The organism is Thalassospira profundimaris (assembly GCF_003326755.1).
Lineage (GTDB): Bacteria > Pseudomonadota > Alphaproteobacteria > Rhodospirillales > Thalassospiraceae > Thalassospira > Thalassospira profundimaris_B.
This window is the reverse complement of the sequence record NZ_JPWH01000030.1, coordinates 23,760-45,360: the sequence shown is the minus strand read 5'-3', so window position 1 is coordinate 45,360 and position 21,601 is coordinate 23,760. Positions and strand designations below refer to the sequence as shown.

At 56.4% G+C, this 21,601-nt stretch carries 21 protein-coding genes; 12 read left to right on the top strand and 9 right to left on the bottom strand.

Annotation, left to right across the window (positions count from 1 at the left end):
• The first annotated feature begins 45 nt into the window (after positions 1–45).
• Positions 46–990 carry an AraC family transcriptional regulator gene (locus tag TH25_RS22075; RefSeq protein WP_101285439.1) on the top strand — a complete coding sequence of 315 codons (945 nt, stop codon included), beginning with the start codon at positions 46–48 and terminating at the stop codon, positions 988–990.
• Between the two features lie 131 nt (positions 991–1,121).
• Here TH25_RS22075 and TH25_RS22070 read toward each other — a convergent pair whose 3' ends face one another.
• Positions 1,122–2,327 carry a citrate synthase family protein gene (locus TH25_RS22070; RefSeq protein WP_114090436.1) on the bottom strand — a complete coding sequence of 402 codons (1,206 nt, stop codon included), beginning with the start codon at positions 2,325–2,327 and terminating at the stop codon, positions 1,122–1,124.
• Positions 2,328–2,431: 104 nt separating this feature from the next.
• On the opposite strand from TH25_RS22070, the gene TH25_RS22065 reads away from it, so the two are divergent.
• Entirely contained in the window at positions 2,432–3,922 is a 1,491-nt protein-coding gene (locus TH25_RS22065; protein ID WP_258549269.1) for a CoA transferase, read from the top strand.
• Positions 3,923–4,009: 87 nt separating this feature from the next.
• On the opposite strand, the gene hemF is transcribed toward TH25_RS22065, so the two are convergent.
• A complete protein-coding gene (gene hemF, locus TH25_RS22060; protein WP_114090435.1) occupies positions 4,010–4,873 on the bottom strand; it encodes an oxygen-dependent coproporphyrinogen oxidase in 864 nt (287 codons plus the stop codon).
• Positions 4,870–5,343, bottom strand: a complete 474-nt coding sequence (locus TH25_RS22055; protein WP_114090434.1) for a tRNA (cytidine(34)-2'-O)-methyltransferase — start codon at positions 5,341–5,343, stop codon at positions 4,870–4,872. The genes hemF and TH25_RS22055 overlap by 4 nt, the downstream gene beginning before the upstream one ends.
• A 395-nt stretch (positions 5,344–5,738) precedes the next feature.
• Between TH25_RS22055 and petA the strand changes: the two genes are divergently transcribed.
• The 4 genes from petA to TH25_RS22035 all read left to right on the top strand — a co-directional run bounded on the left by petA (position 5,739) and on the right by TH25_RS22035 (position 9,185).
• Positions 5,739–6,287 carry a ubiquinol-cytochrome c reductase iron-sulfur subunit gene (gene petA, locus TH25_RS22050; protein ID WP_114090433.1) on the top strand — a complete coding sequence of 183 codons (549 nt, stop codon included), beginning with the start codon at positions 5,739–5,741 and terminating at the stop codon, positions 6,285–6,287.
• Between the two features lie 11 nt (positions 6,288–6,298).
• Complete coding sequence (locus tag TH25_RS22045; protein ID WP_114090432.1) at positions 6,299–7,567, top strand: cytochrome b; 1,269 nt, start codon at positions 6,299–6,301, stop codon at positions 7,565–7,567.
• Positions 7,560–8,333: a cytochrome c1 gene (locus TH25_RS22040; protein WP_114090431.1), complete on the top strand. Its 774-nt coding sequence runs from the start codon at positions 7,560–7,562 to the stop codon at positions 8,331–8,333. The genes TH25_RS22045 and TH25_RS22040 overlap by 8 nt, the downstream gene beginning before the upstream one ends.
• A 225-nt stretch (positions 8,334–8,558) precedes the next feature.
• Positions 8,559–9,185 (top strand): LysE family translocator, encoded by a 627-nt coding sequence (locus tag TH25_RS22035; RefSeq protein WP_114090430.1) that lies wholly within the window; start codon positions 8,559–8,561, stop codon positions 9,183–9,185.
• Positions 9,186–9,253: 68 nt separating this feature from the next.
• On the opposite strand, the gene TH25_RS22030 is transcribed toward TH25_RS22035, so the two are convergent.
• Both TH25_RS22030 and TH25_RS22025 read right to left on the bottom strand, forming a co-directional pair.
• A complete protein-coding gene (locus TH25_RS22030; RefSeq protein ID WP_114090429.1) occupies positions 9,254–10,078 on the bottom strand; it encodes a substrate-binding periplasmic protein in 825 nt (274 codons plus the stop codon).
• Positions 10,079–10,585: 507 nt separating this feature from the next.
• The gene (locus tag TH25_RS22025; RefSeq protein WP_258549268.1) at positions 10,586–11,440 is read right to left on the bottom strand and encodes a class I SAM-dependent methyltransferase; all 855 of its coding nucleotides are present in this window, start codon (positions 11,438–11,440) and stop codon (positions 10,586–10,588) included.
• Positions 11,441–11,550: 110 nt separating this feature from the next.
• Here TH25_RS22025 and gloB point away from each other — a divergent pair, with 110 nt between their 5' ends.
• Positions 11,551–12,321: a hydroxyacylglutathione hydrolase gene (gloB, locus tag TH25_RS22020; protein ID WP_114090428.1), complete on the top strand. Its 771-nt coding sequence runs from the start codon at positions 11,551–11,553 to the stop codon at positions 12,319–12,321.
• Positions 12,322–12,389: 68 nt separating this feature from the next.
• On the opposite strand, the gene TH25_RS22015 is transcribed toward gloB, so the two are convergent.
• Positions 12,390–13,637: an ROK family transcriptional regulator gene (locus tag TH25_RS22015; protein WP_114090427.1), complete on the bottom strand. Its 1,248-nt coding sequence runs from the start codon at positions 13,635–13,637 to the stop codon at positions 12,390–12,392.
• 229 nt (positions 13,638–13,866) lie between these two features.
• Between TH25_RS22015 and TH25_RS22010 the strand changes: the two genes are divergently transcribed.
• The 4 genes from TH25_RS22010 (at position 13,867) to TH25_RS21995 (ending at position 17,619) form a co-directional block, all read left to right on the top strand.
• The gene (locus TH25_RS22010; protein WP_114090426.1) at positions 13,867–14,898 is read left to right on the top strand and encodes a sugar ABC transporter substrate-binding protein; all 1,032 of its coding nucleotides are present in this window, start codon (positions 13,867–13,869) and stop codon (positions 14,896–14,898) included.
• A 188-nt stretch (positions 14,899–15,086) separates the two neighbouring features.
• Complete coding sequence (locus TH25_RS22005; protein WP_114090425.1) at positions 15,087–16,169, top strand: ABC transporter permease; 1,083 nt, start codon at positions 15,087–15,089, stop codon at positions 16,167–16,169.
• A complete protein-coding gene (locus tag TH25_RS22000; RefSeq protein ID WP_114090424.1) occupies positions 16,166–16,954 on the top strand; it encodes an ATP-binding cassette domain-containing protein in 789 nt (262 codons plus the stop codon). Before TH25_RS22005 ends, TH25_RS22000 begins: the two co-directional genes overlap by 4 nt.
• Positions 16,955–16,983: 29 nt before the next feature.
• Positions 16,984–17,619 carry a nucleoside triphosphate hydrolase gene (locus TH25_RS21995; RefSeq protein WP_114090423.1) on the top strand — a complete coding sequence of 212 codons (636 nt, stop codon included), beginning with the start codon at positions 16,984–16,986 and terminating at the stop codon, positions 17,617–17,619.
• 7 nt (positions 17,620–17,626) lie between these two features.
• Here the strand turns inward: TH25_RS21995 and TH25_RS21990 are convergent, their stop codons facing one another.
• On the bottom strand, positions 17,627–18,499 hold the full coding sequence (locus tag TH25_RS21990) for a LysR family transcriptional regulator (protein ID WP_258549267.1): 873 nt from the start codon (positions 18,497–18,499) through the stop codon (positions 17,627–17,629).
• A 106-nt stretch (positions 18,500–18,605) separates the two neighbouring features.
• Between TH25_RS21990 and TH25_RS21985 the strand changes: the two genes are divergently transcribed.
• Positions 18,606–19,241 (top strand): cysteine hydrolase family protein, encoded by a 636-nt coding sequence (locus TH25_RS21985; protein ID WP_114090421.1) that lies wholly within the window; start codon positions 18,606–18,608, stop codon positions 19,239–19,241.
• A gap of 69 nt (positions 19,242–19,310) precedes the next feature.
• Here the strand turns inward: TH25_RS21985 and proB are convergent, their stop codons facing one another.
• Together proB and obgE are read right to left on the bottom strand one after the other, a co-directional pair.
• Positions 19,311–20,426 carry a glutamate 5-kinase gene (proB, locus tag TH25_RS21980; protein WP_114090420.1) on the bottom strand — a complete coding sequence of 372 codons (1,116 nt, stop codon included), beginning with the start codon at positions 20,424–20,426 and terminating at the stop codon, positions 19,311–19,313.
• A complete protein-coding gene (gene obgE, locus TH25_RS21975) occupies positions 20,423–21,460 on the bottom strand; it encodes a GTPase ObgE (RefSeq protein WP_114090419.1) in 1,038 nt (345 codons plus the stop codon). Before obgE ends, proB begins: the two co-directional genes overlap by 4 nt.
• Positions 21,461–21,601: the final 141 nt, after the last annotated feature.

Below are 21,601 nucleotides of genomic sequence, written 5' to 3'. Positions count from 1 at the left end.
AGGCACAAAGCAGCGATTACCCTATCAGGCGCAAAGGAAAACATCATGTCCGAGGATGCCCAAAAGCTGGCAAAAGCCATTGCAAAGATTGCCCAAAAGGACGGGGAATATCCCATCCTGCAATCGCATATGCGGCTTTATCGCAGCTCGGACCCGTCTCGGCCCATGCCCTGCATGTATTTTTTCGGCCTGGGCATCACGGCATCGGGCCGCAAGGATATCATGATCGGCAATACGGTTTATCCAATGCAGCCCGGCCAGGTCATGCTGCCGCCCGCCGACCTGCCGGTTATTACCTCCGTCACCCATGCCACGCCCGATCAGCCCTATCTGGGTTTATGGATCGATCTTGACATCCGCCTGATGGGCGAACTGGCTATCGAAATTCCGGCTCCCAAACCTGCACCGGGTGACGAACTTTCCTGCGTGAATGTCATCACCCTTGATAGCGGCATTAACGATGCCGTTATCCGCCTGCTTGAACTGCATGAAACGCCGGAACTAGCGACGCACCTTTTGCCGGTGATCCAGCGCGAAATCACCATTCGCCTGTTGCACGGCCCGTTGGGTGCCTGCCTGCGCCATCATCTGGCCCAGGAATCACCAATACAGCGCATCACGCGCATTCTGTCCTGGCTGCGTGAAAACTTTACCCAGGACATAACCGCTGCCAACCTTGCCACCCGCGCCAATATGAGCGGCTCGACCTTTCGCCAGCATTTCAAATCGGTCACGGGTATCAGCCCGCTGCAATATCTAAAACAGATCCGCCTGCTTGAAGCACGGCAACTGATGTTGAATGACCGCGTTGATGCCGGCAGTGCCGCATTCCATGTCGGTTATGAAAGCGCATCGCAGTTCAGCCGGGAATATACCCGCATGTTTGGCGCACCGCCCATTCGCGATATTCGCCGCCTGCGCGAAACCGTGCATAGCGCCAGCGAAATTTCCACCCAAAGCGAAATCATCCCGGCGCGACATACTATATAATATAAGTATCACCACATATTGCAGTGCACCACGCCAAAGCCGACGCCCGGCAGTGCGCCACTTCCGCAACGACAGGTTGGAACTAGAAAACACACCCGCGCCGCAAACCACATCCGCGCCAGCCTGTTCGCCTATTGGGGTTCTGGCCCTACATAAACGGCACGGGGCCGGATCAACTGTCCCTGGCGGCGTTGCTCCAGGGCATGGGCGATCCAGCCCACCGCCCTTCCCAGGGCAAACACACAAAATGCAGCACCTTCGGGCAGGGTCAAATACCGCCGCATCGCCACCAGGGCAAAATCAATGCCGGGGGCCTTCCCTGTCAGCTCTGTCATGGTTTCGGCAATGTCACCGGCCATATGAAATTCCGGTTCAATCAAATCGAGCAGGGCCTTTGCCCGCACATCCCCCGCCGGATAAAGCGGATGCCCGAAACCGGGAAATTCCATCCCCGCGGCCAGTTGGCGGCGCAATTGTTGCGCTATCTGCCGTGGCTCAAGGGCCTGCCAGGCCGTTTCAATCCGTTCGGTCATGCCACCATGCAAACCACCGCTCAGGGCCGCCAGCCCGCCCATAATCGCCATGCGCAGACTGGCCTCGGTCGAGGCGACACAGCGGGCGGTAAAGCTCGAGGCATTCAATTCATGATCCGCACACAGCACAAGTGCGCGGCGTACCAGATCGGCCCCGATGGCATCCAGGCCCCAGGCCCGCGCCAATTGCATATGTAACGGATGCCGATCCCCACCCTGCCCGGTCACACAGGCAAATAATGCGCCCAGCAACCGGGCGGCACCGGCGGCAAGGCGCGTTTCGTCGCGCTGCCAGATCCCGGTTTCGCCATCCTCCGATGCAATGGCAAACAGGGGCAACAGCGCCTCGATCACCGGAATTTTTCCATAATGCGTTTTTAATTGCGCCCACCCGTCAGGCAGAACCGTTGCTGAAATATCGGCACCGTCAAAGCATGGCAAGTCCCACAGCAGACTTGCCACCTCCTCCAGGCTGGCCTGGTCGGCAAGGTCAACCGCGCTTTTGCCACGATAATAAAGCTGCCCGTCCCGGATCAGCGTGATTCCCGATTCGAGAACCGGCATCCCCCAATCCAGGGTGGATTTGGCAATATCAACCGGTTTGCGCCCGCGTCTGCGTTTGCCCGCCAGTTCAGCCACGTCATCGCGGGCATAACAATGGCGGCGGCTGTCGCCCTCTACGGGGTGTGCACGCAAAAGCCCGCGGCTGACATAGGCATATAGCGTTGCCCGCGACACCCCCAACTGATCGGCAGCCTGCGCGGCACTGATAAAACGGGACCTATCGATATGCTGATTCTTCATGACCAATATATGTTGATTTATAGAATCAATATTGACGATATATTGATTCTGGCATGTTGTATAGATCTGTTTATCAGACAAACACGACCGCCAAGGAGGCCGCCATGACTGGTGCCAACGCCCCGTCTTCCAACAGCCCGTTCTCTTCCGGTGGAAAGCCGGATGCTCCGGTGCCGTTCAATGAATTTGTGCGCGAAATCTGGACCGCCGCCGGCGGTGATCCGGCCATGACCATCGCCATCTCACAAACCGGGTCTGGCGCGCTGCCTTCGGTCTTTGCGGTAAGTGACCTTGCGGCGTCTTCGGTCGCCTGTGCCGGGCTGGCAATCGCGGAGCTTTCGGCGCTAATTGGTGATCCGGGCGGGCATAACGTCCCGGTCCCTGCGGTGAGCGTTGACCGACGGCTGGCCTCGGCCTGGTTTTCAACAAGCTATCGACCGGTTGGCTGGGCCCCCGCACCCAAGTGGGATGCGATTGCCGGAGATTATCACGGGCAGGATGGCTGGATCAGGCTGCATACCAATGCCCCGCATCATCGACAGGCCGCCCTTGCCGTGCTGGGGATCGCACCGGATGATGCCACCCGGCAAACCGTTGCCGCGACCGTCAAAAACTGGCCGATCAATGCGCTGGAAACCGCGATTGTCGAAAAAGGGGGCTGTGCTGCTGCCATGCGTTCCATCACGGCATGGCAACAGCATCCCCAGGGTCAGGCCGTTGCCAGCGAACCGCTGGTGCATGTGGAAACACATCCGCTTCCCGCTTCGGAACCCCACAAAAACGCAAATTCCCCCTTTACCGGCACGATTGACCGTCCGCTTGCGGGGATAAAGGTGCTGGATCTAACCCGCATTCTCGCCGGGCCGGTTGGCACCCGGTTTCTGGCAGGTTTTGGCGCCGATGTGTTGCGCATCGATCCGCCCGGCTGGGATGAACCGACGATATTGCCCGACGTGACCCTGGGCAAACGCTGTGCGCGGCTTGATTTGCGTAACGATCACGATCGCAAGACCTTTCGCGCCCTCCTGGCCGAGGCCGATATTCTCGTGCATGGCTATCGCGCCGACGCGCTGGAACGTCTCGGTCTGGGGGACGCGGCCCGCCGCGCCCTTAATCCCGGTTTGATTGATGTGGCCCTGAATGCCTATGGCTGGTCCGGACCGTGGCGGTTTCGGCGCGGCTTTGACAGTTTGGTGCAAATGAGCAGCGGCATCGCCGATCACGGCATGAAAAGGTACCAATCGGATAAACCCACACCCTTGCCGGTACAGGCGCTGGATCATGCGGCGGGGTATATCCTGGCGACCTGCGCCATTCGTGGCCTGATCAAGCGCCACAAAAACGGACACGGCACATGCTACCGCACGTCGCTGGCCCGGGTCGCCGCATTGCTGTGCCAACATCCCCCCGCAAGTCCGGACGTCGTATCATCTCCACCCTTCGCCGGGCTTGCAGATAACGATTACATGCAGGCCACCGAACCATCCGGCAGCGGAAATGTGCAGCGATTGCGACCACCGCTTGACATTGAAGGGATCCCGATGCGCTGGTCCCTGCCCGCCGGGCTTTTGGGCGCAAGCCCGCCTGCATGGTAACAAAACACACCCGCGTATCAGACGCACAAAAGGCCTGCATCACACAGGCCTTTTGGCATCCTGTCAGGTGATCAACATGCCCACAGCCTAGGGCCAGTTCGCCATTGGCGGCAGGGACATCAGGATGGCTTCGGTATTGCCACCCGTCATCAAACCAAAGCGCGTGCCCCGGTCATGCAGGAGGTTAAACTCAACATACCGGCCGCGTTTGACCAGTTGCGCCTCGCGCTGGTCCATCGTCCAGTCATCGTTGTAATGGCGCTCCACCAGGGTGGGATATACGTCAAGAAACGCCTTGCCGACATCCTGGGTAAAGGCGAAGTCAGCCTCCCAGTCATCTTCCAGATAATCGTAAAAAATACCACCAACGCCGCGCGGTTCATTGCGATGCGGCAGCCAGAAATAGTCGTCGCACCATTTTTTAAACCGATCGTAATAATCCTCGCCATGCGCGTCACAGGCGGCTTTGAAGGCCTCGTGAAAATCGGCGGTATCGGTATCGTCGGGAAAAACGGGGGTTAAATCCGCCCCGCCGCCAAACCATGCCTTGGATGTCACGATATGGCGGGTATTCATATGCACGGCGGGTACCAGCGGTGAACAGGGATGGGCCACCAGCGAAATGCCTGCCGCCCAGAAATTGGGGTTTTCATCGGCCCCCGGTATTTCCTTGCGGAATTTTTCGGAAAATTCGCCGTAAACGGTGGAAATATTAACACCCACCTTTTCAAAAACCCGGCCGCGCATGACCGACATTTCACCCCCGCCCTGGTTTTCGCCGCGATCCCAGCGGGTGCGCTCAAACCGGCCAGCAGGGCGGTCCGATAACGGGCCGGTGCAGGCATCTTCAAGCTGTTCAAAACGTTCACAAATCTGGTCTCGCAGGGATTTAAACCAGTCAGCGGCCTGTTTTTGACGCGCTTCGGTCTGGCGGGCTGTTTCATCACTCATTCAGGGGTTCCCGGAAAACTGTTGGTCTGACGCAGGGCTTCACCGACGGTCATAGCCGCCGCCATTGCCACATTCAAGGATCGCATGCCCGGACGCAACGGAATAACCACCCGTGCATCAACCGATTCATGCACCTGGTCAGGCACACCCCGGCTTTCTGCCCCCAGCATCAAAATATCATCGGCGCGATAATTAAAATCGCAATAGGGCACCGCCCCCTTGGTCGTCATCAGCACCAGCCGACCCGGCAGATCGCCCGCCGCGCGCGCGTCCTGAAAAGTCTGCCAGTCCGCATGACGCTGATAATTTGCCGCTTCAAGATAATCCATCCCGGCACGCTTCAGGCTGGCCGATGTCAAAAGGAAACCACAGGGTTCGATAATATCAACCCCGACACCCAGACAAGCCGCCATACGCAAAATTGTCCCGGTATTCTGCGGAATATCGGGCTCGAACAAACAAATTCTCATGATGGATCAACAGACTCGCGCAATTTTGTGTGAAAATGCCGTAAAAAATGTTACCAAAAGTTTCATAGCGTTACAGGAGTTTCCCGCTTCTGGGACCGGGTCTTTAATTAGGGAGTTTGTTATAGCGGGTATCGCGCAGGGGTACCAGTGCCAGCAAAAGCCTTGTTTGACGTAAGGTTTTTAGAGTGCTTCCAAAACCACAGCGTTTATTAATGCACACCTTTCCCGCCAACTTCTCCTTAACAAAGGCCGTTATTGTTAGTATACGAAATTCGATTCAGGCCTGAAGGGCGCGGGAGAAGAAAACTTTTTTCGAATTGAAGTAAGTCAATGATCCCGGCGATGAATTCAGGCATTCCGCATGCCTGTTTTGGGGGCAGAAAGAGGAATACATCATGTCGCAAACGGCGCAATCATCCGGGGAGAACCCGGACGAGAACCGCAGGGATTTCCTGACCCTTGCGACCACAGCGGTCGGTGTTGTCGGCACCGGCATGGCACTGTGGCCGTTCGTGGACAGCATGAACCCGTCCAAGGACGTTCTGGCACTGGCCTCGGTCGAAGTGAACCTGTCAAACATTCCTGTCGGACAGGCCATCAAGGTCATGTGGCGCGGCAAACCGGTTTTTATCCGGCACCGCACGGAACGCGAAATCAAAGAAGCAGAAGACGTGGCATTGAACCAGCTGGTCGATCCCGAGACCGACGATGCCCGTGTGAAGAAAAAAGAATGGCTGATCGTCGTCGGCGTTTGCACCCATCTGGGCTGCATTCCAATGGGCACCGCAACCGGGGAACCCCGCGGTGACTTTGACGGCTGGTATTGCCCGTGTCACGGGTCGCACTATGACAGTTCAGGCCGCATCCGCAAGGGTCCGGCACCAAGGAACCTTGTTGTGCCGACCTATACCTTCCTCACCGACACGTCGGTCAAGATCGGCTAAGGGAGTGTAAGATGAGCGCGCCTGTATGGAATAACAAAGTGGTAAAATGGGTCGATGACCGCCTTCCGGTTTTTTCGATGCTGCACCATTCCGCTTACGAATATCCGACACCGAAAAACCTGTCCTATATGTGGAACTTCGGTTCCCTGGCCGGTCTGGTTCTGGTGACGATGATCCTTACCGGGATTTTCCTGGTGATGAACTACACGCCACATGCCGATATGGCATTTGATTCCGTCGAACGCATCATGCGTGACGTGAATTATGGCTGGCTGATCCGCTATTTGCATATGAATGGCGCATCGATGTTTTTCATCGCTGTCTATATTCACATTTTCCGTGGTCTTTATTACGGGTCATACAAGGCCCCGCGTGAAGTTCTGTGGTGGATCGGCATCCTGATCCTGCTTGCCATGATGGCAACGGCATTCATGGGCTATGTTCTGCCCTGGGGCCAGATGTCATTCTGGGGGGCAACGGTGATTACCAACCTGTTCTCGGCCTTCCCGGTTATTGGCGATCCGCTGGTGACGTGGCTTTGGGGCGGTTTCTCGGTTGGCAACCCGACGCTGAACCGGTTCTTCTCCCTGCACTATCTGCTGCCTTTTGTCATTCTGGGCCTTGTTGTCCTCCATGTCTGGGCACTGCATACCGTGCGCTCGAACAACCCGACCGGGGTTGAAATCAAAACGCCGCAGGACAGCATTCCGTTCCATCCTTACTACACGATCAAGGATCTGTTCGGGATGGGTGTGTTTTTGATCATCTATCTCTATTTCGTGTTCTTCGCGCCGAACTTCTTTGGCGAGCCGGACAACTACATTATGGCCAACCCGTTATCGACGCCGGCCCATATCGTTCCGGAATGGTATTTCCTGCCATTCTACGCGATCCTGCGTTCGATCGACTTTGAATTCCTTGGTATGCCGGCAAAACTGCTGGGCGTGCTGGCGATGTTCGCGGCCATTATCGTGCTGTTTGTCATTCCCTGGCTCGATACCTCCAAGGTGCGCAGCTCGCGTTTCCGTCCGGTTTACAAATGGTTCTTTGTCGTGCTGATCATTGACTGCTTTGTACTGGGCTATTGTGGTGCAAAGGCCCCGTCGGATCCGTTCATGGGGCTGCATGGCTTGCAGGTGATTACGGTTGGCCAGTTGGCAACCCTGTATTATTTCCTGCATTTCCTTGTCGTCATGCCTGTGGTTGGCAAAATGGAACGGCCCAAACCGCTTCCGGCCAGCATCAGCGAATCTGTTCTCAAGGGAGGTGCAAATGCGTAAATTTGCTCTCACCGCAATTGCTGCTGCTTTCGCGCTGACCGCTTTTGCCAACACATCGTCAAAGGCTGCGGAAGGCGTAGTGCCGCCCGCAATGGAATGGAGCTGGCAGGGCCTGTTTGGCACCTATGACCGTGCACAATTGCAGCGCGGTTTCCAGGTGTTCAAAACGGTCTGTGCAACCTGCCACAGCATGCGTTACCTTGCTTTCCGCAATCTGGAAGGTATTGGCTTTAACGAAGACCAGATCAAGGCGATTGCCGCGGAATACGAAGTCCAGGACGGCCCCAATGACGATGGTGAAATGTTCACCCGTACGGCAAAACCGTCTGACCACTTCCCGCATCCTTTTGCAAACGACAAGGCAGCCGCCGCTGCCAATGGCGGGGCAACACCACCCGATCTGTCGCTGATGGCAAAAGCCCGCCCGCATGGCCCGGATTACATCCATGCCCTGCTGACCGGCTATGAAGAAGAGGCACCGGCCGGTGTCGAAATGGCAGACGGGAAATACTACAACCATTACTTCCCCAGCCATCAAATTTCGATGCCCCCGCCCCTTTATGGTAACGACGTCGAATATACTGACGGCACAGAGGCCACAGTTGACCAGGAAGTTCTTGACGTTACCGCATTCCTGAACTGGATTGCCGAGCCGGAACTGGAAGCCCGCAAGGCAATGGGTATGAAGGTTCTGCTGTTCCTGATCGTGCTGACAGCAATGCTGTATGCCGTGAAGCGTAAAATCTGGGCCAAGATCGAACATTAAGTCGATCCTGATACCTTGAAAATCAAAGGCCGCTGGCTTCATGCTGGCGGCCTTTTTTGTTTTCTTTCAAAAAGATATTGTCATAATCAAAAGACCGACAAAAGATGCCGTCAATTTTCATGCCCGTTGCCATAACAAATTCATGCGCGACCATGCCCGTCTTCACCGCCTCAACCAGTGCCCCATCTGGCCCAATTTACACCGACCCAATTTACAGAGTGTTTTATGTCGCTTGACCAATATGGCCTGTATATCATCGCGGTCCTGATTGCCGTTTTAACGCCTGGCCCGGCCGTGATGCTGGCGATCACCAATACCGTTCGCCACAACACCATAACTGCGATGATTGGTGCCCTGGGCTGCGTTACCGCGACCGGCCTGATGGGCGCCCTCTCGGCGATGGGACTGGGCGCGATGATCATGGCATCGGCCATTTTATTTGATATCGTCCGTTTTGCCGGTGCGGCCTATCTGATCTGGCTGGGGCTCAAAATGTGGCGGGCAACCGGCAAGGGGGCGGTCACTGTCTCTGCCAACCCGGCAATGGCCCATCCCGGTTATATGCGCATCTATCTGCGCGGTTTCGTTGTTTCTGCGAGCAATCCCAAGGCCATTGCCTTTTTCACCGCCCTGTTCCCGATGTTCCTGGCTCCGAATGCGCCGCTATTGACGCAATTCGCGGTTCTTGATGGCACCTTTATGGTCCTGTCTTTTTCCGGGATCATGGGCTATTCGCTGCTGGCAGCCCGCAGCAAGAGTTTTTTGCTGGGCTCTGCCCGAAAATGGTTTGATCGTATTGCCGGGGGTGTTTTTGTCAGCTTTGGTGTTGCCCTGGCTGTCAGCCGTCGCTAAACGCAGTATTGCCACACAGGGGCGCTCTGGCGGCCAAACACAAGCAGCACAGAAATGCGGCAAAACGCCTACATCATGTACCCTTTCAATATCGCATCAATTTCGCCATTTGCGTGCATCTTGCGTAACACGTCATCCAGCGCATTGGCAAAATCGTCGCGAAAAGGCCACTTTCCCGCATCATCGGGGCCATAGGCAATGCCGCCCTGATGCGATCCCAACAGGGCGGTTTCCCTGAGATGATAATAGCCTTCATCGGAAGCCGGGCCAATCGCGCGCAAGGCAACATCAATCGCCCGGCGATCATTGACATAACAATCAATGCGCCCGGCAAGCAGGCGGCGCAAATTGATTTCCGTCGTATGCGCTTCCTCAAGAGTCACTTCATGCCGTTTTGCCATATCAAAAAGCGCCTGACCCGCCATTTTATAACCCGACGTGTTGCCAAACCGCGCGCCAATATAATCATAAGGATAGTTTAACAATGTGCGATAGCGGGCAAAGTCATCGGTACACAGCACAACAGGTGTTTGGGTTACGACCGGAACCGAATACCGTTCCACCCAGTCGCGTGCTGGTTTCAGATAAGGGGGATAAAACCCCATGATCTTGCCGCGCTTGAGCAAGTCAATGCCGCGCTTGAACGGTACCGGCGAAAATTCAATGTCATATTGCGGCATCTGCAAGGCGGCCCGACGCAGGATATCGGAATAAATCCCCATCATGACATTGCCCTGCAAATAGGCGTAGGGCGGATTATTTTCCTCGCCATACAGAACAACATGCTGGGGTGCATTGCGTTTTTGCACCACGGATTGCGCAAAAACAGCCCCGCCAAATGCTGTCAGCACACAGAAAACCAGGAAAAAGACAAATGCAGGGCGCATCGACATAACAATGTCCGCTTCACATAAGGGCGATTTACAGGAAAGGGTAGCACCAACGAGAGCACGTCGGGTTTAATCTGCACCATTTTGCCGGAGACAGTCTTCTGTCGCACAAGGAAAGATCCGCAGAGCGTAGCGGGGCTACGGTCAAGGATCCTGACGCAGTGGGGCGGAAGACTGTCTCGGCCCGAAGGATTTGTTTTTGGCGACGTTTCGCGGCGTTACACCGTTTGAACGATGCGCCGCATCGCTCTGCACGCCGTGCCTTGCCAAACGGTTCGCCAAAAACAAACAAAATGGTGCAGATTAAACGCGACGTGCTCTAACAGCAAAACGCATCGGGTACCATTGCTATGGGCGAGACAGAGCCATGCACAACTGTAAGGCGATGAACCTGGAACAGGGCCGATGAAAAGTACTGAAATCACCTTGAAAACGATGGGAAACGGGCATTTTTTGTCTGGGAAAACAAAACCTTGGCGTGTCAGGGAAAACACGGATATAGCGTGAAAATCACGCACAATCGACCTTTTCGGGCGGTGCGATTTGCGCTGTCTTTTCCCCTGGCGGTGCCGCACGGGATGTTACACGCCCTTCCAGTTCATCCTGCGCATGGGAACGGGTGCCAACATGATTGCCATCCACCGGGCGCATCGGCGGCACCGTAACAGGAATATGCACCAGCTTGCGTTTGTGCTGCGGGGTGCCGGTGCTGGCATAAAGCTGCTTGCCGGCCTCGACAATGCTGACCCCGGCAAAGGCCTTGAACAGGCGCGACCCCACATTTTCGATGCCCTGGGACCAGCGCAGCAAAAAGCGGTTGCGCGTGGGCGGCAAAAACAGCGCCCGGCTGTGTTGCACGGGCAGGAACATGTTTTCACGCATCAGATTCTGAAGCTGGCTGACACTGTAGGGATGCCCAAAGCCGAACGGCGTGTTTTCCGACCAGCTCCAAAGCGAGCTTCGGTTGGGCGTCAGCACCACAATGCGGCCATTGGGCGTAAGCACCCGCCAGCATTCGCGCATCAGGCGGCGTTGCGAATCGGAATGTTCGATCAAATGCACCAGCAAAATGCGATCTACCGAACTATCGGGCAGCGGCAACATGGTTTCTTCGGTCAGGGCAACGCGGTTGGATTCTCCTGCGGGCCAATGCACGCATCCCTGCGGGGCGGGCATAAACGCCATCACGCGTTCCGCCTCGCCCAGAAACGGGCGCAAATAGGGGGTGGCATAGCCAAACCCAAGCACCCGCATTCCCCGGACATCCGACCACATCAGTCGCAGCCGGCGGCGAATAAGCCGCCGGGCCGCCTGACCCAGGCTTGTCGCATAAAAGCGGTGTAAATCAACAACATCCTGACGCATGGTCAAACCCTATCATTGTCGGACGGAAGGGCGAAACAAATTGCAGCACAATTGTTTCCCCCGCGCCAGCCTGTTAGGCTTTGGCATATCCCAAACAAGCGAGGCCAAATATGCCAGCAGACGACATCATCCTGATCCCGAACCGTTCGGACAATTATATTTATCTGCTGCGCTGCCCCAATAGCGGCGTTACCGCCGTGATTGATCCGGGCGATAGCGCACCGGTGATGGAAGAACTTTCAAAACGTGGCTGGTCGCTTGATATCATATTAAACACCCATCATCACAATGACCATGTGGGTGGAAACGCTGAACTCAAGGAAAAGTTCGGGGCAAAAATCATTGGCCCGGCGGCAGAGGCCACCAAAATTGGCAATCTCGATGAAACCGTTGCCGAGGGGGATATGGTTAAGGTCGGCGATCTTGAAGCCCGCATTTACGATGTACCGGGTCACACCGCCGGTCATATCGCGTTTTATTTTCCGGCCATTTCCGCCCTGTTTTCCGGTGACAGCCTGTTTGCGCTGGGCTGTGGACGCCTGTTTGAGGGCACAGCGGAACAGATGTGGCATTCGCTGGTCAAATTCCGCACTCTGCCTGTCGATACACGGGTTTATTGCGGCCATGAATATACCCTGACCAATGCCCGTTTCTCGCTGACCATCGAACCGGAAAACGCCGCCCTTCAGGCCCGGGCCAGCGCGATTGAAACCCTGCGCAAGGCCGGGCGTCCCACCATCCCCTCCACGATTGGCGAAGAAATCGATACCAACCCGTTTCTTCGGGCGGATGTTCCCGCACTCGGCCAGGCGCTGGGCATGTCCGGTGCACCAGCGGCAATTGTTTTTACCGAAATCCGCCATCGCAAAGACAATTTCTGACCCCTCTTATCAAGGCCCCTATCGTACCCCAAAGCGGTTTGGACCTTTGCAAGGGTGGCGGTCGCCCCTCAGGAGTCCACCTGCTTGAACAGGACATTCTGATCAAGCAGGTAGCGCGAAAACAGGGGCAGACTGGCGGCACCGATGGCGCGTGCCCCACGACCAACCGCGCCGGGCTGAACACGGGGCATGGCAATGCCCTGCAGGTCGAGCCCGCCAAACTCTTTCACAATTTCAGCGACAATCCGGTCGCGAACAAATGTCGGGAAACCGCCATCAACGATCACGGTTTCAAAATCAATCACGGAACAGACCGACGTGATCGCCAGGGCAAGGCTGCGTGCAGCCTGCGCAATCCAGCAATCCAGATGCGGGGTTATTTCGTCCCAGCTTTGAGGATCGCGCCATAAGCGAATCGGTTCAAAACCCGATTCCTCAAGCATTTTTTCCAGGGCAAAAAGGCTGGCCTGATCAATCAATTGCGAGGGTTTCCCCTGGTCATCCACCACCGGCATCGAGCCAAAGGCGCCCGCATTACCCGTGCGCCCGGCATATACCGCCTGATTAAGAACAACACCACCGCCGATGAAGGACCCAATGAAGAAATAGGCAAAATCGTCGTAATTGGCCCCCTGCCCAAAAACAAGCTCTGCCCCGCAGGCCGCCGTCGCATCATTCTGGATGAAAACCGGAAAAGGAACGATTTCGCCAATTTCCTCCGCCAAATCGATATTCTTCCAGGCGGCCATGTCCTGTTCCGGCGCGCCCATTTCATCAACCCAGTTCCACAATTCAAACGGCAGGGCAATGCCCAGCCCGGCGATACGCGAACGCTGTGACGGTGTTAAAGGGGCCGTCAAATGGTTGGTTGCCTCGCGCACGAAACGGCGAATATTTTCGGGTGTCGGGTATTTATAGGTTTCAATATTGCTGTCGCGCACATTGCCGACAAAATCCATTAACACCAGTTCGGCACTGCGACGGCCAATTTTAAGACCCAGCGAATAAACCCCGTCGGGATTAAGCGCCATTGGCACCGAAGGTTTGCCCACCCGCCCGCGTACCGGTTCGCCCCGCATCAACAGTCCGTCTTTTTCCAGTGCCCGGATAATCACCGACGCCGTTTGCGCCGACAGGCCCGAAATCCGGGCAATATCGGCCTTGGAAAGTCCTGCCGTGCGACGCACAAGCGACAATAACAGCCGTTCATTATAGGCCCGGACCCGCACCTGATTCGCACCGCCGCCTGCATGTGCCCCGACCGACATAGAGGATGCACCCGGCATTTCCTCAACCGGATCAATATGTTCAGACATTATTAAGTCCTCCCGAACGGCACATTGGCCTTATTTGTTGTGCCCGCCAGCATCAACAATTTTAATTAATAAATCAAATGGATTTATTAATTGACAGCTTCATCAATTTCGTGTGGTGTATATGCGACGGACGCCGGTAAAGGCTGCGAAGAAAAGCTGCGCCGGATGTATCCAGGACAAAAATTGACAAATTGCCAGTTATCAGGGAACTCCCTGGGAGGAAATATAGATGAAGAAAGCACTTCTTGGCGCCACCCTTGGTGCGCTTGCCCTTTCCATTGCCACCATCGCCCCCCATCAGGCCAAAGCCGACGAAATCGGTGCCTGCCTTATCACCAAAACCGATATCAACCCGTTCTTTGTTAAAATGAAGGAAGGGGCCACCGCTGCTTCGCTGGCGATGAATATCGACCTTTCGACCTATGCCGGTAAAATTGATGGCGACCATGAAACCCAGGTTCAGGCGGTTGAATCCTGCATTGCATCGGGGGCGAAGGGTATTCTGATCACGGCATCGGACACCAAGGCCATTGTTCCGGTTCTGAAAAAGGCCCGCGATGCCGGTATCCTTGTCATTGCGCTTGATACCCCGCTTGAGCCGATTGACGCCGCCGATGCCACCTTTGCTACCGACAATTTCAAGGCAGGCCAGTTGATTGGCGAATGGGCCAAGGCCAAACTGGGCGACAAAGCCGCCGATGCCAAAATTGCCATGCTGGACTTGACCCCGTCGGCCCCGTCTGTTGACGTTCTGCGCGACCAGGGTTTCCTTGACGGTTTTGGCGTTGACATCAAAGACAAAAACAAAATTGGTGACGAAGACGACAAACGCATCGTTGGTCACGATGTGACCAACGGCAATGAAGAAGGTGGCCGCAAGGCGATGGAAAACCTGCTTCAGCGTGATTCGGGCATCAATGTTGTTTACACCATCAACGAACCGGCCGCCGCCGGGGCCTATGAAGCCCTGAAAGCCTTTAACATGGAAAAGGGTGTGCTGATTGTATCGGTTGATGGCGGTTGCCCGGGCGTCCTGAACGTCAAGGACGGTGTCATTGGTGCCACCTCGCAGCAATATCCGGTTGATATGGCCTATAAGGGCATCGAGGCCATCCGCGCCTGGGCCGATAACGGCACCAAGCCGGAAAATACCAAAGGCCTGAACTTCTATGACACCGGCGTTAACCTTGTCACCGATTCTCCGGCCGAAGGCGTGCCCTCGATCGGTGTGGATGAAGGCATGAGCCGCTGCTGGGGTTAATCCCGCCAAACAGACGAACCCGAAACCGGGGCAAGGGCACCAGGTGCATTGCCCCGGTTCTCGATAAATCAATCCCTGCCATATCAAACGGTCCCGTAGCCTTTCAAGACAGGCAAAACCCTGCATCATGACCTGTGTTGCCCGGTATTATTGACCAGGGCCACACAACCAGGACCCCGGAGGAAGCGATGAGCGACGAAAACCGTACGCCACGCAAAAAACAGGATTTTGAAGAAACGCTGGGGCGCAGCGACACCAATGTCGCCTCTTTTGCCCCCAAACAGCGTACTTTCCTGCAATCAGCCCAACACCTGCTTCACGGCAATCCCACAATGGTTCCGGTCATTGTGCTGATTATGTCGATTATCATTTTTGGCGCACTTGCCGGGCCAAAGTTTTTTTCGCCCTTTAACCTGTCGCTGATTCTGCAACAGGTATCGGTGATCGGTATTCTTGCTGCCGCCCAAAGCCTTGTTATCCTGACGGCGGGCATCGACCTTTCGGTCGGCGCCATCATGGTGCTGATCTCGGTGATCATGGGGCAGCTTGCCGTATCCCTGGGTGTGCCAAGCCCGCTTGCCGTTCTGATCGGTTTTGGCTGTGGGGCCCTGGCGGGCGGCATGAACGGTTTTCTTGTCACCCGTATCAAACTGCCGCCTTTCATTGTCACGCTGGGGTCGTGGAATATTTTCTTTGCCCTTAATCTGTGGCTGTCCGGCGCGCAATCCATTCGCAGCCAGACGCTCGATGAAGTCGCCCCGCTCTTGAAATTTTTTGGCGAAAGCATCGCCATTGGTGGCGCGCGTGTCACCTATGGTTCCATCCTGATGCTGGCGATTTTTGCCGTATTGTGGTTCCTGCTTAATCATACCGCCTGGGGACGCCATGTTTATGCCCTGGGCGATGACAAGGAATCGGCCGAACTTTCGGGCATTCGCACCAACCGCACCCTGATTTCGGTTTATATTCTCGCCGGTCTTGTTTGTGCGATTGGCGGCTGGGCCTCGATTGGCCGTGTGGGCTCCGTCTCGCCGCAAAGTTTCCAGGAAGCCAATTTGCAATCGATCACCGCTGTGGTGATTGGCGGTATTTCGCTGTTTGGTGGGCGTGGTTCGATTGCCGGGCCGCTGATTGGCGCGCTGATTGTCGGTGTTTTCAATTCCGGCCTGCGTATGGTGGGCGTGGATGTGCTCTGGCAACTGTTTGCCATTGGCTGGCTGACCATCATTGCCGTTGCCATTGACCAGTGGATCAGAAAGGTATCGTCATGACCAACACACAAAACACCCCTCAACCGGTTCTGTCAGGCCGTGGGCTGGTCAAACGTTATGGCCGGGTAACAGCCCTTGATCATGCCGATTTTGACCTTTATCCCGGTGAAATTCTGGCCGTGATTGGCGATAACGGCGCGGGGAAATCCTCGCTGATCAAGGCCCTTTCCGGCGCGATTACCCTTGATGAAGGGGAAATCCTGCTCGAAGGCAAGCCGGTCAGTTTTTCATCGCCGATGGATGCGCGCGATGCCGGGATTGAAACGGTTTATCAGACCCTGGCATTGTCCCCGGCGCTATCGATTGCGGATAACATGTTCATGGGCCGCGAATTGCGCCGCCCCGGCTTTGCCGGCAAGTTCCTGAAAATGCTGGATCATCCGGGAATGCAGCGCATCGCCCGGGAAAAGCTGAATGAGCTGGGCCTGATGACCATCCAAAACATCAACCAGGCAGTTGAAACCCTGTCGGGCGGACAGCGCCAGGGGGTGGCCGTGGCCCGTGCGGCGGCCTTTGGCTCGCGCGTGGTGATCATGGATGAACCGACGGCTGCCCTTGGCGTCAAGGAAAGCCGCCGGGTTTTGGAACTGATCCAGGATGTACGTTCGCGCGGGATGCCCATTGTGCTGATTTCGCACAATATGCCCCATGTGTTCGAGGTGGCGGACCGCATTCATATCCACCGCCTGGGCAAACGGCTTTGCACCATCAAACCCGATGATTACTCCATGTCCGATGCCGTTGCCTTTATGACCGGAGCACTTGAAGCCCCGGAAGCGGCATAAGACCAGATAAAGATCGGACCCCGGAAAGAATGACCATCGATCTTGATCACATCGCTTCGCTTATTGCCAACCGTCGTTCCGGGAACAGCCGGATGATTGTGGCAATTGCCGGCGCCCCTGCTTCGGGCAAGTCAACCCTGTCCGAACGGCTTCATCACCATCTGGGGGGTGATGAAGCCGGGGTTGCCATTTTTCCGATGGATGGTTTTCATTTCGATGATGCCATCCTGCGTGACCGGGGCGACCTTGCCCGCAAGGGGGCCCCGCATACCTTTGATGTCGGTGGCTTTGCCCGCTACCTTGCCGCCATTCGCGAGGATGGCGAGGATGTTTTTGTCCCGGTCTTTGATCGCAAGCTGGAACTGTCCCGTGGCTCCGCCCGCTGCATTGGCCAGCGTCACCGGCTGGTGTTGGTAGAAGGCAATTACCTGCTGCTCAATCAGGCTCCGTGGCAGCAATTGGCTCCTCTGTTCGATCTCAAACTGTTTCTCGACGTGCCGGTTGCCGTGCTGGAACAACGCCTGATCCAACGCTGGCTTGATCACGGGTTTGATAGCGAAACCGCGACCCGCCGCGCGCTTGAAAACGACATTCCCAATGCCCGTGTCGTACAAAGCCAGTCTGTCGGCGCGGATCATATCTTTCAGCCCGGCATTACCTCCTAGTCCTGCCTTACACAACACCGGACTGTTTCATAATGTCCGCCACCCAATCCATCACCACGCGGATATGGGGCAAATGCACCATGTCCTGATGCACCAGCAACCACACCTCGCGCCCGGCACTTACATCATATTGCGTTAGCCGATGCAGCCCCGCGACACGATCGCCAATACATACCGGCAATAAACAGCACGCATCGCCCGCCTGCGCCATCCCCGCCAGCAGGGTCGCGCGATTGGCCCGGCCAATGATGGTGCGCGGCCCAAAAACATATTGCAGCCATTGCTGTTCGGGTTTGTCTGACAAACCTTCTGCCAGTTCAACCCAGTTGGCACGCTGCACATCCATATCCATGCGCGGCGCATAAATGGCAAATCGCATGAAGCCAATACGGCGGCTGCGAAACACCCCGCTTTCAGGCAAGGCGAGGCGGATGGCGATGTCGGTTTCGCGCTGGGCAATGTTCAAATTGCGATTCTCGCCGGTCAGGTCCAGTTGCACCGCCGGATAATTCAGGTGAAAATCGGCAAAGGCGGGCACCAGCAAACCATCCAGGATCGCATCCACCGCCGAAAGGCGGACCACACCCGACGGCGCGGTTTTATCTATTCCGTCGGCCAGCACCGGTAAACTGTCGAGATAGGCCGCAAGGTTTTGTTCCATTGCCGCTGCCGTTGCCAATAAGTGCTGCCCCTGGACTGTCGGGCTTAAATGCCCGTCCTCCCGGTTGAGAACGTCATGGCCCAACGCTTCCTCCAGCCGGGCCAGGCGGCGGCTGACCGTGGTTTGGTTAATGCCCAACTCACGGGCGGCAGCACTCATAGTACCCGCGCGGCACAGCACGACAAAGGTGCGCAACCCATCCCAGTCCGGTGTTTTCACGGCACGTCCTTTCTGCATTTTTGCAGATTATAGCCGCATATATGCGCATTCCAACTGCATTGATGCAGGATTAACATCATGCCATCTCATCACAAGGAAAAATGCCATGTCTGCACAAACATTGCTGTCGCTTGCCAATGCCAACCCGGCCCCCGGCACCCCCGAAAACGCCGCCCTGATCCTGATTGATGCCCAGGAAGAATACCGTTCCGGCGCACTGCCCCTGCCCGGTATCAAGGGTGCGCTTGAAAACGCCGCCTCTCTGCTGGCGCACTGGCGGGCAAAGGGCGGGCTGGTGGTACATATTGTCCATCACAGTGGCCCCGGCGACGTTATTTTTGACCCGAACGGCGATTTTGTTGCCATCCTGCCCGAAGTCGTCCCGCAGGACGACGAAGCCATCCATATCAAAAACGTGCCCAATTCCTTTGGCGGCACCGGGCTTCAGGAAAGCCTGGAAAAGGCCGGACGGAAAAACATCGTGCTGGCGGGTTTCATGACGCATTTATGTGTCTCCACCACCGCGCGGGCCGGGCATGAATTGGGCTATGGCGTCACCGTGGTCAGCGATGCCACCGCCACCCGCGACCTGCCGCTGCCAAACGCCATCGCCGGGGCGGAACAGGCCGACAGTACAGCATCCTTCATCGCCGCCGATAAACTGCATCAGGCCGAACTGACCATGCTGGGTGATATTTTTGCCACCATCGCCAGCACCCAAACGCTGGTAAGCGGCGAATAAACCAAAAACAAAAATGCCGCGCAAATCCGGTTTTTGCGCGGCATTTGACATTTTGGCCGTCCGGCGGCTTTACGCTCCGGCCAATACCAGATCATCGGAATGGATGATGGCATTGCCCCGGCTAAAACCCAAAATCGGTTCAATATCGTGGCTGTTATGGCCCATCAATTGCCGGGTTTCCTCGGCCGAATAGGATGAAATACCGCGTGCTATTTCTGCCCCCTCGGCCGACAGAACCCGCACGGCATCGCCTGCCTTGAAGCTGCCCTGCAAGGACACAATACCCGGTGCCAGCAGGTTTTTCCCGGCGCGAAGGGCGCGTTCCGCCCCGCCATCAATCACAATCGCACCGCGTGCCGAAAGCGAGGTCGCAATCCAGTGACGCCGGGCCGCCAGCGGCGTTTCGGAGGGTTTAAACAGGGTATGCAAACCACCCTCAAGCTGTGCTTTCAACGGATGATAAATCGTGCCCCGGGCAATCATCATGCGGCACCCGGCCTTCATGGCAATTTCGGCGGCCTGAAGTTTCGTCACCATCCCGCCGGAGCTATACATGGTGGGCGCGGCACCAGCCATGCCCATAATTTCCGGGGTCAGTTCGCCCACCTCGGGGATCAGTTCGGCATCCGGGTTTTTACGCGGATCGGCGGTATAAAGCCCGTCAATGTCAGACAGCAGCACCAGCATATCGGCCGAAATCATATGTGCGACCTTGGCCGCCAGCCGGTCATTATCGCCAAAGCGGATTTCCGCCGTTGCCACCGTGTCATTCTCGTTGATCAGCGGCACCGCCCCCCGCGCCAGCAACGCATTGAGCGTACCACGCGCATTGAGATACCGGCGACGCGCTTCCATATCTTCCAGCGTCACCAGCACCTGGGCCATGACCAGACCATTGCGATGCAGGGCCTCCTGCCACACTTGCGACAGCGAAATCTGCCCGGTTGCGGCGGCGGCCTGTTTATCGGCCAGGCTGATGGTGCGATGATCCAGGCCCAGGATACGCCGCCCCATCGCAATCGCGCCGCTAGAGACGATAATCACCTCGGTCCCGCGTTCGCGCAGGGCGGCAATATCGTCCGCCAGAGCCTCCAGCCAGGCGCGGCGCAGCTTGCCGGTGGTTTCATCCACCAGCAGGGCCGAACCAACCTTGACAATCAGGCGTTTTGCATCGGCAAGGCTCAAGGCTGGAACCCCTCATCATCCTGGTTTTCTTCGGCCCGGCGGCGGCGTTCTTCAAGAATATGCGCGCGCAATTTGCGATGTATCTCGGTCACACCCTGCTGGGTCGCGCCCGATACCACAAATACCTGCTTGCCAATGCCCTTTTCCAGAATCTGGCGCTGTTCCTCGACCATTTCCGGCAAAAGCTGATCGGCCTTGGACAGGGCAACCACTTCAGGTTTGTCGATAAGTTCTTCGGCATAGTTATCAAGCTCTTCGCGCACGGTGCGATAAGTACCTACCGGGTCTTCATCGGCACAATCGATCAGATGCAGCAAAACCTCGCAGCGTTCGATATGGCCCAAAAAGCGTGTGCCAATGCCCTTGCCTTCCGATGCACCTTCGATCAGGCCGGGAATATCGGCCAGCACGAACTCGCCATCATCGACACTGACCACACCCAATTGCGGATGCAGGGTGGTAAACGGGTAATCGGCAATTTTGGGCCGGGCGGCCGATGATGCGGCCAGGAAGGTGGATTTACCGGCATTGGGCAGGCCCACCAGCCCGGCATCGGCAATCAGCTTTAAGCGCAGCCAAACCCACATTTCCTCATTCGGCCAGCCTTCTTCGGCCCGGCGCGGGGCCTGGTTGGTCGATGATTTGAAATGCGTGTTGCCCCGCCCGCCATCACCACCGTGGCACAGAACATATTGCTGGCCGGGTTCGATCATATCGACAATCAGGGTTTCGCGGTCTTCCTGCAACACTTGCGTTCCGACCGGCACCTTAATGATAACCGACTTCCCCGCACGCCCGGTGCGGTTGCGGCCCATGCCGTGCATGCCGATTTCAGCCTTGAAATGCTGCTGATAGCGAAAATCGATCAGGGTATTGAGGTTTTCTTCGGCCTCAAGTATGACATCGCCGCCCCGGCCGCCATCGCCGCCATCGGGGCCGCCATATTCCACGAACTTCTCCCGCCGGAAGCTGACGGATCCGGCGCCGCCGCGACCGCTTCGCACATAAATCTTTGCTTCATCCAGAAACTTCATAACCCGTCCTTTGGGATCCATTCGATGGGGATAGGTCCCCGTCATGCCCGCCTGGGCATCAAAAAATTATTTTGCCTGAAACATATAAAACAGGGGAGGAATGATTGCTCATTCCTCCCCTGCAAATTCTTGGCACGTTGT

Excerpts from the sequence above, each read along its gene's own strand:
- TH25_RS22005 (WP_114090425.1), top strand. The coding sequence starts at position 15,087 with ATGAGCGACGAAAACCGTACGCCACGCAAAAAACAGGATTTTGAAGAA.
- TH25_RS21995 (WP_114090423.1), top strand. The coding sequence starts at position 16,984 with ATGACCATCGATCTTGATCACATCGCTTCGCTTATTGCCAACCGTCGT.
- TH25_RS22025 (WP_258549268.1), bottom strand. The coding sequence starts at position 11,440 with ATGCGTCAGGATGTTGTTGATTTACACCGCTTTTATGCGACAAGCCTG.
- gloB (WP_114090428.1), top strand. The coding sequence starts at position 11,551 with ATGCCAGCAGACGACATCATCCTGATCCCGAACCGTTCGGACAATTAT.
- TH25_RS22030 (WP_114090429.1), bottom strand. The coding sequence starts at position 10,078 with ATGTCGATGCGCCCTGCATTTGTCTTTTTCCTGGTTTTCTGTGTGCTG.
- TH25_RS21985 (WP_114090421.1), top strand. The coding sequence starts at position 18,606 with ATGTCTGCACAAACATTGCTGTCGCTTGCCAATGCCAACCCGGCCCCC.
- obgE (WP_114090419.1), bottom strand. The coding sequence starts at position 21,460 with ATGAAGTTTCTGGATGAAGCAAAGATTTATGTGCGAAGCGGTCGCGGC.
- petA (WP_114090433.1), top strand. The coding sequence starts at position 5,739 with ATGTCGCAAACGGCGCAATCATCCGGGGAGAACCCGGACGAGAACCGC.
- hemF (WP_114090435.1), bottom strand. The coding sequence starts at position 4,873 with ATGAGTGATGAAACAGCCCGCCAGACCGAAGCGCGTCAAAAACAGGCC.
- TH25_RS22065 (WP_258549269.1), top strand. The coding sequence starts at position 2,432 with ATGACTGGTGCCAACGCCCCGTCTTCCAACAGCCCGTTCTCTTCCGGT.
- TH25_RS22035 (WP_114090430.1), top strand. The coding sequence starts at position 8,559 with ATGTCGCTTGACCAATATGGCCTGTATATCATCGCGGTCCTGATTGCC.
- TH25_RS22015 (WP_114090427.1), bottom strand. The coding sequence starts at position 13,637 with ATGTCTGAACATATTGATCCGGTTGAGGAAATGCCGGGTGCATCCTCT.
- TH25_RS22010 (WP_114090426.1), top strand. The coding sequence starts at position 13,867 with ATGAAGAAAGCACTTCTTGGCGCCACCCTTGGTGCGCTTGCCCTTTCC.
- TH25_RS22070 (WP_114090436.1), bottom strand. The coding sequence starts at position 2,327 with ATGAAGAATCAGCATATCGATAGGTCCCGTTTTATCAGTGCCGCGCAG.
- TH25_RS22000 (WP_114090424.1), top strand. The coding sequence starts at position 16,166 with ATGACCAACACACAAAACACCCCTCAACCGGTTCTGTCAGGCCGTGGG.
- TH25_RS22040 (WP_114090431.1), top strand. The coding sequence starts at position 7,560 with ATGCGTAAATTTGCTCTCACCGCAATTGCTGCTGCTTTCGCGCTGACC.
- TH25_RS22045 (WP_114090432.1), top strand. The coding sequence starts at position 6,299 with ATGAGCGCGCCTGTATGGAATAACAAAGTGGTAAAATGGGTCGATGAC.
- TH25_RS22055 (WP_114090434.1), bottom strand. The coding sequence starts at position 5,343 with ATGAGAATTTGTTTGTTCGAGCCCGATATTCCGCAGAATACCGGGACA.
- TH25_RS22075 (WP_101285439.1), top strand. The coding sequence starts at position 46 with ATGTCCGAGGATGCCCAAAAGCTGGCAAAAGCCATTGCAAAGATTGCC.